General features: G+C 72.2%; 9 protein-coding genes. 3 read left to right on the top strand and 6 right to left on the bottom strand.

From position 1 onward, the window contains the following. Nucleotide 1 precedes the first annotated feature (1 nt). From WME75_RS05445 to WME75_RS05435, 3 genes are all read right to left on the bottom strand, one after another. Nucleotides 2-637, bottom strand: a complete 636-nt coding sequence (locus WME75_RS05445) for a peptidoglycan-binding protein (RefSeq protein ID WP_437487041.1) — start codon at nt 635-637, stop codon at nt 2-4. 162 nt (nt 638-799) lie between these two features. Then, complete coding sequence (locus tag WME75_RS05440) at nt 800-1,696, bottom strand: N-acetylmuramoyl-L-alanine amidase family protein (RefSeq protein WP_437487040.1); 897 nt, start codon at nt 1,694-1,696, stop codon at nt 800-802. A 187-nt stretch (nt 1,697-1,883) separates the two neighbouring features. Then, entirely contained in the window at nt 1,884-3,116 is a 1,233-nt protein-coding gene (locus WME75_RS05435) for a DNRLRE domain-containing protein (RefSeq protein WP_437487039.1), read from the bottom strand. A 727-nt stretch (nt 3,117-3,843) separates the two neighbouring features. On the opposite strand from WME75_RS05435, the gene WME75_RS05430 reads away from it, so the two are divergent. Beyond that, entirely contained in the window at nt 3,844-4,779 is a 936-nt protein-coding gene (locus WME75_RS05430) for an oxidoreductase (protein WP_437487038.1), read from the top strand. A gap of 48 nt (nt 4,780-4,827) precedes the next feature. On the opposite strand, the gene WME75_RS05425 is transcribed toward WME75_RS05430, so the two are convergent. Then, nucleotides 4,828-6,060, bottom strand: coding sequence for an MFS transporter (locus WME75_RS05425; RefSeq protein ID WP_437487037.1), 1,233 nt, complete (start codon nt 6,058-6,060; stop codon nt 4,828-4,830). Nucleotides 6,061-6,254: 194 nt separating this feature from the next. Between WME75_RS05425 and WME75_RS05420 the strand changes: the two genes are divergently transcribed. Further along, nucleotides 6,255-6,851, top strand: coding sequence for a 50S ribosomal protein L11 methyltransferase (locus WME75_RS05420; protein ID WP_437487036.1), 597 nt, complete (start codon nt 6,255-6,257; stop codon nt 6,849-6,851). A 53-nt stretch (nt 6,852-6,904) separates the two neighbouring features. Here WME75_RS05420 and WME75_RS05415 read toward each other — a convergent pair whose 3' ends face one another. Both WME75_RS05415 and WME75_RS05410 read right to left on the bottom strand, forming a co-directional pair. Then, the gene (locus tag WME75_RS05415; protein WP_437487035.1) at nt 6,905-8,071 is read right to left on the bottom strand and encodes a WD40/YVTN/BNR-like repeat-containing protein; all 1,167 of its coding nucleotides are present in this window, start codon (nt 8,069-8,071) and stop codon (nt 6,905-6,907) included. Between the two features lie 71 nt (nt 8,072-8,142). Then, a complete protein-coding gene (locus tag WME75_RS05410) occupies nt 8,143-8,439 on the bottom strand; it encodes a MoaD/ThiS family protein (protein ID WP_437487034.1) in 297 nt (98 codons plus the stop codon). Between the two features lie 353 nt (nt 8,440-8,792). Between WME75_RS05410 and WME75_RS05405 the strand changes: the two genes are divergently transcribed. After that, nucleotides 8,793-12,311 (top strand): hypothetical protein, encoded by a 3,519-nt coding sequence (locus WME75_RS05405; RefSeq protein WP_437487033.1) that lies wholly within the window; start codon nt 8,793-8,795, stop codon nt 12,309-12,311. Nucleotides 12,312-12,465 lie beyond the last annotated feature (154 nt).

The following is a 12,465-nucleotide window of genomic DNA, read 5'->3' as shown; positions in this document are numbered from 1 at the left end:
CTCACTCCTCGTGCCTGCGCTGGATCTCCTGGAAGGTGTCGTCGTCCGGCAACGACGCATCGAGATCGTGCGCGGCCCGGAAGCGGGCCAGCGCGTCGGCGAAGGCGGGGCTCCGCTGCCCGTCGACCTCGCCGTGATAGAAGCCCAGGTTGGCGAGGCGAGACTGGATGCCGCGGAGCTCGTCCGAGGGCTGGAGGTGGCCGAGCGCGATCGTGACGATCTCCTCGCCGCCGGACAGGAAGAGCCGCGCCTGCCTGGCGTTGTTGGGGATGAACTCCTCGATGCGCCCGTCGCCGTCGGCCTTCTTGTCGTTCGGGCGGAGCTCGCCGTCGACCTCGAGGAAGTACCCCTCGTTCGCGCGGGGCCTGCCCTCGTGGTCGAGGAGCCGTATCCTCAGCTTGGCCGGGACCCCGCGCCGCCGGAAGGTGTGCAGCTTCGTGGTCTGGCAGCTCTCCTCCTTGAGCCGCGGATCCGGGACGACCACCTTGTCGACGCCGGGGACCAGCGTGAACGGGTCGCTCCGGACCTCGCGGAGCGCCTGGTTGTCCGGGTGATCCCAGAGCGTCTGCCAGAAGAACCCGTTCTCGTACGCGATGCTTGTGAAGCAGTCGCCCGCGCGGACGCGATGCGCCTTCATGTCCGTCCCCGCGCCGCAGGGCGCGTCGCCGGACGGCGCCCGGGCTCGGCGCCGCCCCTCACGCCCGCGCGCCCTTGACGGCCCATTCCGATCAAAAGACCCAATGTCCCCCGGGAAGTCAAGCGCCCGCCCCGCTGGGCCGCCGGGACGGGGGCGCGCGCCTCAGGTGGGCGGCCTGGAGGCCGGCGTGCCTTCGCCGCCGAGCGCGTCGGCCAGCGCGGCGGCGGCGGCGGCGGCGAAGGCGTCAAGCGTGGCGGGCTCGGTCCAGCGTGTGGCCTCGCGGGCGTCGAGCGCGTGGTGGGTCTCGACGAGGATGGAGGGCATCGAGGGGCGGCGCAGGACGAAGATCCGCTGTTCCTGGGGCCGCCGGTCGACGAAGACGCCTGGCTGGGCGATGTCCGGGGAGTACAGGCCGCTGTATCCGGCGCCGCTGTAGGGCAGGAGGCCTGCTTCCTCCATGCGCCGGGCGAAGGCGCGGGCGAGGGCGAGCCGGCGGGCGCCGAGGGCCGGGTCCCCCTCGTCGGACCAGAGCACGGCGAACCCCGGCGCGGCGAGGCTGAGCGGGCACGAGCGGCCTTGCGCGGGCGACCACGTGTCGATCTTGCCGCGCACGTCCGAGTGCAGGCTGACGAAGGCCTCGGCGCCCCACCGGGCGGCGTCCTCGACGCGCTCCGGGTAGGGCAACGGCCGGTCGACGGTCCTGCCCACGCGCGCCTCGAAGCGCCCCGTGGCGTTGAGCCGCTCGGCGAGCGCGTGCGCCGCGGAGAGCGTGAAGTCCTGCTCCTCGACGCAGAAGCAGGAGACGTTGCCTGTGTTGCCCGGGGCGCCGTGGCCCGCGTCGAGGTAGATGCGGCGGACCCCGAACTCGGGCGGGAACACGGCGGAGGGGGCGACGATGCGGGCTCCCGGGAAGGGCCACCCGCTCGGCGCGATCGGCAGCTTGAGGGCGCGCCGCGCCGCGGTGTCGCGCGGAGCGCCGGGCGCGAGCGCCCATGAAAGGGCGGCGGCGCCGGCGGCGCCGGCGAGACCGAGGACGAGCTTCCTGCGCGAGGAGATCACCGCGGCTCCGCTTGCTATCAAAGGCGGAGCGCGGCGTCAGGTTCTCGGCAAACCCGCCTGGACGAGGTGGCCGGGATCGCCGTGCGCGATGCGCGATGCGCGATGGCGATCGACAGCCCGGGATCGCCCCGGACGCCTGCACGATCGTGCCTTGGCGCGGCCCTCCGCACCTCGGCCGGAGCCCCCGCTACTGGCCCGACGTGTAGCAGACCTCGAGCTTCGGCCGGTTGGCGACGTTCACTTGCTCGCTCGACCGGATGTCGGTCCGGCCGCTCACATCCTGGAGCGCGATCCCGTAGTTCGGCTGGGATCCATCGACCCAGGTCTGGACGAGGGCCGCCACGTTGGCGGTCGCGACGGCGGCCGCGGCGACGGTGGGGATCGTGGCCTCGACGGTCGCGTTGTACCCGGAGAAGTTGCCGGCGTGGAGGGTCGACTCCTGCCAGGGGCCGTTCACGCGGTGCACCTGGATGACGCCGGCGTTCGCCTTCCACGTGTGCGAGAACGAGAGGACCGCCGAGTCGACGTCGGAGCCTGCGGGGATGAACGACAGATCGAAGGCCATCACGCCCGGCTGCTCGCCCTCCGGCAGCGTGTTCGTGACGATGTACGGGTAATCGCCGTAAGGCCACGAGACCCCGGGCTGGATATGCGCATCCTGCACGGTCCCGTAGGTGCCGCGCTGCACGACGACGCACTGGGAGGACGGGGGCTCGCAGGCGTTGCCGATGCCGTCTGCGTCGGCGTCGGCCTGGGAGGGGTTGGCCAGCGCCGGGCAGTTGTCGCACGAGTCGAAGACCCCGTCCTGATCCGTATCGGCGGCGACCACCCTGACATGATCGAGGAGCGTCCCCTGGCCGTTCGAGATGCCCAGATCGTTGAACTGGAGGCGCGTCGTCGTGCCGGAGGCCACGAGGGTATAGGTATAAGTGACCCATGTGGTGCTGCCGGTCGTGAGCGTGGCCACCGGCTGGCCGCCCCAGACGACGCCGAGCACGTTCTGGCTCGCGTTGGTGCCGGGGCGCGCGGCGAAGGCGAACCGGAGCTGGTATGTCGCTCCCGGGACGGTCGTGAGATCCTGGTAGATGCCGCTCGAGTTCGTGGCGTCCAGCTCGGCGTGCTGGTTGCCGTGCGCGGGGCTCATGCCGCTCGAGTGGTCATGGATCTGGATCTGACCATAGGCAGCCTGCCAGCCGGAGATCGAGCTGTACAGCGACGACGAGCCGTTCGACACGTTCGGCGACTCGAAGCTGCCGTTCGTGACGATGTCGCCGGAGGGCAGCACCGAGCAGGAGACGAGCGCCGCCGCGCCCTCGCCGATGGCCTCGTCGTTGCCGTCCTGCGGCTCGGGTGCCGCCATGCAGCCGGAGATCATCAAGGCGAGCGCGAACGCAGAGATCGACGAATAGGTGGTTCTCATGGGAGAGCTCCTCGCTGGGGCGCCGGCATAGCTGGCGCCATGCAGTGCGGCGAGCTGCCGCACGCTGTGGATTCAAAAATACTTTTTCGATGCGTAAGCGATGCGTAAGCGATGCGTGAACGATGTGTAAACGATGCTTGAGAAGAGGTTGCTTTGCCCGAAGGCGGCTCGCGGAAGGCTCTATCCGTCAACCAGCGCTTGCAGCATGCACGACACGCCGGGACGGCCGTTACGAGGCGCTCGCCTCCCGGATCGTGGCCGACCTCGAGCTCCCCGGCCCCAGGAGGATCTCGCCCCCTGAAGCGGTGAGGGTCGTCGCCGGCCAGGCGATCGATGGAAGGAGTCGGGCGACCCCGGTCACGAAAGATTCTTGGAGCTGCCAGCCGTAGGGCTGTCTCGTTATATCATGAAATGGGCGCGCGGATCATCGTCTTTCGCATCATCGACCACATCGGCGACAAAGCTCGCCCCTCGGGTCTCACGACAAAAGGCACAATAGAGGGCGCCGAGGGCGCCGAGGGAAGAGGAGGGGTAAAAAAAATTCTACGCTCTCCTCTTCCCTTGGGTCCCTTGGGTCCCTCGGTTTCCCTCAGTTTCCCTCGGTGCCCGGGGTACCTCTGTGGTTCAATTTCTCCCCGTCACGGAAGCGGGCGACGGCGCGACGACAGGTCGCAGCCCTCGGGCACGAGGGTCCGCGCGCCGGGTCGGCGATCGGGAGGAGAGGGCGATGAACCAGGGACGAGATCCTCACGCGCGGTGGACCGAGGCCGACATTCCCAGCCAGGCGGGCCGGATCGCGGTCATCACGGGCGGAAACACCGGTATCGGCCTCGAGACGGCCCGAGCGCTGGCGGAGCGCGGGGCCACGGTCGTGCTCGCGTGCCGCGACAGGGGCAGGGCCGGCGCCGCGGTGGAGCAGATCAAGGCGCGCGTCCCGGGCGCGACCGTCCGCGCCGTGCGCCTCGATCTGGGCTCGCTCGCGTCGGTTCGCGAGGCCGCCGACGAGCTCCGGGCCACGTACGACCGCATCGACCTGCTCATCAACAACGCCGGCGTGCTGTCGTTCAAGCGCGAGGTCACCGCCGACGGCTTCGAGCTGCAGCTCGGCGTGAACCACCTCGGCCACTTCGCCCTCACCGGGCTCGTGCTCGATCGGATGCGTGAGGTGCCAGGATCGCGCGTCGTGACGGTGAGCAGCGTCGCGCATCGGCGGGCCGAGATCTCCTTCGACGATCTGCAGAGCGAGCGGGCGTTCCGGGGGTTCTCCGCGTACGGGCAGTCCAAGCTCGCGAACCTGCTGTTCACCTACGAGCTCCAGCGCCGGCTCGCGGCGGCCGGCGCGAAGACGATCGCGCTGGGGGCTCACCCGGGCGGGTCGCGTACCGAGATCGCGCGGAGCGCGCCTGGGTGGTTTCGCGGGGTGAGCCAGCTCGGCTCGTGGCTCCGGCTCGGGCAGAGCGCCTCGATGGGCGCCCTCGCATCGGTGCGAGCGGCCGTCGATCCGGGGGCGAAGGGCGGAGAGTACTACGGGCCGATAGGGTCGTTCGGGATGACGGGGTTTCCGGTGCCGCACGCGTCGAGCGCGCGGTCCTATGACGAGGGCGCGCAGCGCCGGCTCTGGGAGGAGTCCGAGCGGCTCACCGGGGTGAGGTATCCCCTCTGACGGAGACGAGGTGCCCTGTCGACCGGCGGCTCGACCGGCCAGGTCTCCTCACCCCTCGCCCACGCGCCGCTCACGCAACCCACGCAAGGGGAGCAGCAGCCCGAGAAAGACCACCGAGATCGCGGTCCCCAGGGCAAACAGGCCTGCATAGCCGAGCCGCTGGGCGAGCGTGCCCGACAGCCACACCGCAGGCGACTTCCCGAGCACCTCGACGCTCGCCAGCAGCGTGTAGTGCGTCGCGCCGACCGTTCGCCGGACGCGCGACATCATGAAGGCAAACACCGCGGTCGTGAGGGCGCCGCCGAAGAGGTGCTCGGCCACGGTGACCGCGATGACGGCCCCGGCGGTGGGTGGGCCCGCCGCGGCGAGGTACCACTCGCCCGCCATCGCGGCGGACCGGAGCGCCGAGGTCACGCCGACGGCGGCGAGCAGCGGTATGCGCTGCGACAGGAGCCCCCCCGCGAGCGAGCCGGCGATCGACGCGACAAGGCCGTACGTGCCCACCCAGAGGCCGATCCGGTGCGGCGGGAAGCCGGCGTCGACGAGGAAGGGCTTGAACATCATGTCGACCATCGCCTCGCCGAGCTTGTAGGTCCCGAGGAACGCGACGACCCAGAGCGCGCCCGGCGCCCGCAGGGCGACGAGCACCGTCGCGAGCACCTCGCGCAGCGAGCGGCGCGCGCGCGCCTCGGCCTCGCTCGCCGGCGGCTCGCGCAGCGCGAGCGAGGCGAGCACCGACAGGAGGATGAGCGCCGCCATCGCGCCGAACTGGCCGCGCCAGCCGATCCAGGCGCTCGCCCAGACGAGCAGCCCGCCGGCGACGAGCATCCCGACCTTGTACCCGACCGCCTGCGCGGCGTTCGCCAGCCCGAGCTCGCCATGACCGAACAGGTCGATCGCGAGCCCGTCGACCGCGATGTCCTGGGTGGCCGCGAGCAGGTTCATCAGGAAGACAAGCGCGAGCAGGGCGCCGAGGTGGCGCGACGGCGGGACGAACGCCGCGGCCGCGCACGTGAGCGCGAGCAGCACGCCGAGCGGCAGGATCCACGAGCGGCGCCTGCCGAGCCGCTCCCACCCGAAGCGGTCGACGAGCGGCGCCCAGAGCGCCTTCGCCACCCACGGCAGCGCGAGCGCCCCCGCGAAGCCCACGCCGGAGAGGGAGACGCCGTTCGCCCGCAGAAAGACGGGCAGCGCCGTCGCCTGGAAGCCGAACGGGATGCCCTGAGCGAAGTACAGCGCGCCGAGGGCGGCGATCTTGCCGGCGCGCGTTCGGTCTACCACGACCGGCGATCGTAACCGAGCGGACGAGCCTCGGTCGCCCGAAACACGGACACTGGGGGGGTCGATCTCGTTTCAATTGCGATCCGGTCTCGATCAGCACGCCGCGCCGGGCGCCGCCGAGCCTCCCCCGCCCGCAGGCCAGCCCCCGCGGCTCGGATGACGCTCCGGCCGCGCGGTGGCAGGCTCCCACGAGCATGAGCGCCCGTTCGACCGTCATCGAAGTACCGCCTCGGTTTCGTGTGATCCTCGGCGCGTGGGACGCGGAGATCGACGAGCGCACCATCGTCCTCGGCCCGAGCCACGCATTCGGCGACGGCCGGCACGAGAGCACGCGGATGTGCCTGCAAGCGCTCGCGTCGTTCGCGCCGCGAGGCGGCTTCCGCCTCTTCGACGTCGGGTGCGGAACAGGCATCCTCTCGATCGCCGCCGCGAAGCTCGGCGGCGAGGCGATCGGGGTCGACATCGATGCCGCCGCGCTCGCTGTCGCCGAGGAAAATGGACGGCGGAGCGCGGTGGAAGGCCGCGTGCGCTTCGCGACGACGTGGCCGGACGGCACGTTCGACATCGTCGTGGCCAACATCCTGCGCGGTGTGCTCGCGGAGCTCGCCCCCCGGATCGTGGCTCGCCTGGCCCCGCTCGGGACGTTGATCCTCTCGGGGCTCGTGTCCACCGACGCTCCCGAGATCGTCGCGCGGTATGCGCCGCTCCTCGCCGGCCGCCGGCCGGAGATCTTCGAGCGGGACGCGTGGCGTACGCTCGTGTGGCGCCTGAGCGCCCGACCCTCGCCCTGAGCCCGATCCGAAGCGAGGCGCGGAACAGAGCGTGTCCCGAGCCCCCCTTCGTGTCACCCGAAGCGCACGCTGTAGATGGGCGGCAGGTTCTGGGCAATGGCCTGCCAGCGTTCTCCGCCGTTGCTGCTCACATAGAGATTGCCGGTGGTGCTGCCGAAGGCGAGCTCATCGCCGCGGAGGGCGAGGGCGTGCCTGTACACGACATCGTAGGCGTTCTCCTGAGGCAGCCCCTCCCGGAGCGCCTGCCACGACTGTCCGCCGTCGCGCGTGCGGGCCACGAAGAGGCCGCCGCCGATGGTCATGCGCTGTTGATCCGAGACGCCGGGCACCACCCAGGCGGTGCGCCCATCCTCGTCGTGCGGGACGATGGGAAAACCGAAATGGACGCCCTGCTCGGGCTGGCTCACCTTCTTCCACGTCGCGGTGCCATCGCTGCTGTAAAAAACGCCGCAGTGGTTCTGCTGCCAGACGTGCTCGGGTTGACCGGGGCAACACTGGATGAAGTGAGCGTCGTGCCCCCACTCGGCTTGCTGCTCGGGCAGATAGTCGTTTGTCAGGCCCTTGTTTCTGCCGTGCCAGGTCTTGCCGCCGTCGCGGCTCTCGAGCACGCCTGCCGTCGAGATCCCGACCCGCACGCGGTCGGGGTCGCGCGGGTCCACGTCGATCGAGTGGATGCCGGCGGCGAACTCGCCGCCCTCGGACGCCGGCGTGCCGAACCAGTGCGTCTTGCCGCTGCCGTCCCCGTCAAACAGGTTTCCACCGCGGCTCTCGTGGTCCCAGAGCGGACGGTTGAGCTCGAAGCGTTCTCCCCCGTCATCGCTGACGAAGAGCCCTCCCGGGATGGTGCCGACGTAGACGCGGCCCGGCGCGCCGAAGCCGATGACCCATAGCTTGAGCAACGTGGCCGGGCGCATCGTGAAGCGGCTCTCTCCCTCGCCCTCCTGCCCCGGGTCCGGCGGCGACAGGTACCGTGCGCCTTCGGGATACTTGATCTGCGAAGGGGCGTCCTTCCACGTCTGCCCTCCGTCCCGCGACATCGACAGCTTGGCGCCCCAGTGCCCGAAGCCGAGCGCCGCCCACAAGGTGCCGTCGTGTGGATTGGCCGCCACATAGTTGGCGCACACGCCCGCATGACCCGCGAGGCGCAGGCGATAGCCGGTCGCCCCGCGCTCCGCGATGAAGGTGCCTTTGCGTGTACCGATGAGAAGTCGCTGGACCATGTTGTCGAGAGCTCCTGTCTGGGGTGGTTCAAGCCGGGGCCGGCGTTCGGGGACGTGCCGCGGCGCGTGGCTCAGCCGCCGCTGAGGGCTTGAGCGATGAAGACGCCCGTGTCCGAGGAGACGGCGTCGGAGAGGGCGCGTCGATCGACGATCATCTCCCCCGCCACGAACACATTGACGTGTTTGCGCAGCCGGCCTCGCTCGTCGCAGATGTAGAACGCCACTCCGGGCGCGAGCTCTTCGAGGCGCTGGATGACCTCGGCCACGGTCGACGCTTCGACGGAGAGCGGGCCTCCGGCGAGCTGAGGAAACAACGTGGGCAGATGAGTGCTGAACTCGACGCGCGCCATCGGCCGACGATCGCACATCGGGCGCCCTCCGTCGAGCCCAGAGGGGCGGCCGCGCCCCGGCGGCTCGCGGACCTGCGGAGCGTGCTCACAGAGCGCGCCTTCCTCCCGGCGTGGCGCGCCCTTCATCACGGTCCTGCCCTGTCAAGCGCGCAGCAGCAACTGGACGTCGCTGGCGCCACGGTCGGGCCCGGTCACGACGCCGGAGACATCGCGTGTCGTCATCGTGTCTGCCGGTCGACATGAATGGACGCGCGCTGGTACCGTCCTGCCGGCTCATCCATCGGAGAGCGGCGTGTGGCGCGTCCGCCGCCATGGCCGTCAGGAGGTGCTTCGTGACATCGTCTTCGTCTTCCAGTCGAGCTTCGTTGTTCGTGTTGGCAGGGTGCGCCGCGGCGTGCAGCGCCCCCGGATCGCAGGCGGTCGGGAGAGGTCCGGCCGAGCGTCCCGCGGAGAGCGCGCTCCGGCCGAGCGGCGCGGCGCCGCTCGATCTCGGGCAGATCGTGAGCCGGGCGCGGGCGCGCTTTCGATCCACGCCGCAGGGGCTCTCCGCCGAGGGCGCCGCCCATCGGATCGACCTCGAGGGCGGCGCGGCGCGGATCCGCGCGAGGTCCTCGGCGACGGCCGCGCGCAGGGAGCGAGAGAGGCAGGTCCAGGCGCTCCTCGAGGTGCGCACCGCCGCCGAATTTGAGGCGCGCCGCCGCGCGCTCCGGCGGACTCTCCTCGACGGCGCGTCCGGCGAGCTGGAGCCGGGGGGCGCGCTCACGCTGGCGACGCGGTCGATCGCCCGCGCCGGCTACGAGTGCGTGAACGGCGAGGGCCACGTGCGCATCGCCGCGGACGGCGGCGCGGAGCGCGCGTTCGAGACGTGCAGCGAGCTCTGGAAGAACCACGAGGCGAACGCCGAGCAGGCGTTCCGGTTCCCCGAGCGACCCGGCGGGCGCGGCGATCTCGTCGTGCGCGTGAGCGCCCGGCTCGGCGCCGCGGACGCCCCGCCCCCGGTCGCGAGCGACGCGCGCGGCCTCGTCCTCGGCGCGGCGCCCGAGCAGCGGTTCGTGTACGGCCACGGCACGTGGATCGACGCGTCGGGCCGCCGCGTGCCGGTGCCGGCCCGCTGGTCGGACGGCCACATCGAGCTGCGCGTGCCCGCCGCGGTCGTCGAGGAGAGCGGCTATCCGGCGCTGCTCGATCCGGAGGTGGGCCCCGAGATCGGGACGGAGCCGCCCGTGCCCGTCCACCACGACGTCGGGTTCGATCCGGAGATCGCGACCGACGGGGCCGGCTACGTCGTTGCCTTCGAGGATCTGGCGCGCATCCGCGCGGTCCGCGTCGACGCGAGCGGGAACGTGCTCGACCTCGACTGGCTGGATCTCAGCGAGGAGGGCGTCGGGCAGTTCCTGCCCAGCGTGGCGTACGGCGGCGGCCGTTACTTCTTCACGTGGTGCCAGTACGACGACGGCGGGTACACCATCCAGGGCCGCATGATGCGGCCCGACGGCACGCTCGAAGGGTCGGCGAGCTTCGCGATCCCGTCGTCCGGCGAGGGCCTGTTCCCCTCGGTCGAGTGGAACGGGGAGCGCTTCGTGACCGCCTGGCTCCGCCTCGCCGGCGACGGCGTCGGGGACGTCCACGCGACGCTCGTCGAGCCGAGCGGCAGCGTCGTTCCCGGCGCCGAGCGCGCCGTCTCCACGAGCGGCCAGGCGTCGCGCCCGGTGCTCGGCGCCGGGCCGGACGTCTCCGTCGTGGCCTGGGACGAGGCGAGCGGCGACGAGCGCGCTGTCCGCGCCGCGCGGGTGGCCGCCGACGGGACGGTGCTCGATGTCGGCGGCGTCCAGCTCTCGGAGGGCCCGGCCAACGCGCGGCTGGCCGCGCTCGCGTCCGGCGGGGCGAGCTTCCTGGCGACGTGGGTCCGGGACGATTGGCCGAGCGCGATCCGGGGCGCGGTGCTGAGCGCGGACGGCGCGGTCACAGCGCGGGACTTCCCCATCTCCCGGTCGAGCCCGGGCACCGGGGCCCCCACCGCGGCGTTCGACGGCAGCAGCTACCTCGTGGCCTGGGCCGATGAGCGGGACCGTCGCTCGATGTACGGGGCCCGCGTCTCGATTGACGGCGTCGTGCAGGGGACCGACGACGTCCGGCTCGCGGACGGGTCGCCGCGCTCTGTCTGGGATTCCGATCGGAACTCGCTCGTGTGGAGCGGCTCGCATTTCCTGCTCGCGTTCCACGGCCAGGGCGTCGAGGGCAGCCTGATCGGCCCGGATCTCGCGCTGGCCGCGGGCCGGATCGGGCTCAGCCCCCTGCCGAACCAGCAGTGGAGCCCGCGCGTGGTCTGGACCGGCGAGAGCTACCTCGTGGCCTGGACCCACCAGCCGGGCCTGGACCCGGTGCTGGCGCAGATGAGCGCGCGCGCGGCGCGCGTGAGCGCCGCGGGCGAGGTCATCGACCCGGTCGGGATCGATCTCGTGAGCCGCACCTTCGCGTTCGATCTGGCCTCGAATGGCGAGGGCACCTCCGTGCTCACCTGGCAAGAGCCGAGCGGCGAGAATTATCTGCGGCCGATCGCGAGCGACGGCACGCCCGGAGACAGGGTGGCTGTCTCGTCCCTCACCCTGGTTTCGTCGTCATCGGTCGAGGGCAACGGCGACGGTTATCTGGTGACCTTCGTGGAGCGGAGCGGGGATTCCCCCTACGTTTACACCGCGGCGGGCCGCCTGCTCGACGCATCGGGGAGCGCTGGCCCGGCGTTCCCCATCGTGCCCGCTGCCGGGTCGGAGTCGTACGCGCACCCGCTCCGTGCCGGGCAGGACTACCTGGTGGTCTACCGGAACGGGAGCGCGGGCGTGCGTCTTGTGCCCGTGAGCCGCACGGGAGAGGTCGGGGAGAGCTTCCTCCTGTCGGAGTCACCTGTCCCCGTCTCCGCGGCGACGGACGGCACGGACACGCTCGTGGTCTGGACGGAGGCCGCGGAGCGGCCGAAGCCCACCGGTAGGCTGGTCCACGGTCGAATCTACGCGGCTGGCGGCTGGCGGGGCGAGGCATTCGAGATCTCGCCGACGAGCGCGGCGTATTCGACGGCCGTGGCCTGGGACGGCGCGAGCTACCAGCTGGTGTGGGAAGAGGCGGGGACCCACAGGCTCCGTATCCGCGCCGTGGCGCCCGACGGGACGCTGGGCACGGAGACGCTGCTCATGGACGACGAAGGCAGTTCGCCGACGCTGGCCCGCGGCGAGGACGGCCGGTTCCTCCTGAGCTATGAAAAGCGCGGCCTCGCCGGGCTCATGCGACGCGTCGTGTCGCGCCTGCTCACCCTGGAGCCCTCGTCCGCGACCGGCGCGGGCGGCGGCGGGGGCGCGGAGGCCGGCGCGGGCGGCAGCGGTGGCGCAGAGGCCGGCGCGGGCGGCGGCGGGGGCGCGGAGGCCGGCGCGGGCGGCAGCGGTGGCGCAGAGGCCGGCGCGGGCGGCAGCGGGGGCGCAGAGGCCGGCGCGGGCGGCAGCGGGGGCGCGGAGGCCGGCGCGGGCGGCGGCGGTGGCGCGGCGCCGGGCACAGGCGGCAGCGGTGGCGCGGAGGCCGGCACAGGCGGCAGCGGTGGCGCGGAGGCCGGCACAGGCGGCAGCGGTGGCGCGGAGGCCGGCACAGGCGGCGGCGGTGGCGCGGCGCCGGGCACAGGCGGCGGAGCGGGCACGGGCGGCGGCTCCTCCAGCGTCTCTGCTACCAGCGGCGGCAACGACGGGACCGACGGCACCGGCGACGACGCGCAATGCAGCTTCCGCGGCGGCGCCGACCCGTCCGGGCATCTCGGGCTCACCGTCTCCCTGTTCGGCCTCGCCCTCGTCGCGCGACGCCGCGGCGCCGGGAGCGCGCAGGACGCGCGCTCGCGCGTCTTCCGACGCTGACACCACGTCATCTCAGACGTTGCCCTGGTAGCAAGCTCCACTCTGACACCTGGTGACATGGCGCCCGGCGGCCTGGGCCCTCCGCCTGCTGGTCCCCTCCGGACCGGCGGCCGCGCGCCTCGCGATCTCCATTGCAGCTGGCCCGCGACGGTGG

This window comes from Sorangium sp. So ce1014, assembly GCF_051521505.1.
Lineage (GTDB): Bacteria > Myxococcota_A > Polyangia > Polyangiales > Polyangiaceae > Sorangium.
The sequence above is the reverse complement of the archived record's forward strand: the minus strand, read 5'-3'. Positions and strand labels throughout refer to the sequence as shown.

Bases quoted from the DNA above. Each gene is read 5' to 3' on its own strand.
- WME75_RS05445 (WP_437487041.1), bottom strand. From the start codon at position 637: ATGAAGGCGCATCGCGTCCGCGCGGGCGACTGCTTCACAAGCATCGCG.
- WME75_RS05435 (WP_437487039.1), bottom strand. From the start codon at position 3,116: ATGAGAACCACCTATTCGTCGATCTCTGCGTTCGCGCTCGCCTTGATG.
- WME75_RS05430 (WP_437487038.1), top strand. From the start codon at position 3,844: ATGAACCAGGGACGAGATCCTCACGCGCGGTGGACCGAGGCCGACATT.
- WME75_RS05420 (WP_437487036.1), top strand. From the start codon at position 6,255: ATGAGCGCCCGTTCGACCGTCATCGAAGTACCGCCTCGGTTTCGTGTG.
- WME75_RS05415 (WP_437487035.1), bottom strand. From the start codon at position 8,071: ATGGTCCAGCGACTTCTCATCGGTACACGCAAAGGCACCTTCATCGCG.
- WME75_RS05410 (WP_437487034.1), bottom strand. From the start codon at position 8,439: ATGTGCGATCGTCGGCCGATGGCGCGCGTCGAGTTCAGCACTCATCTG.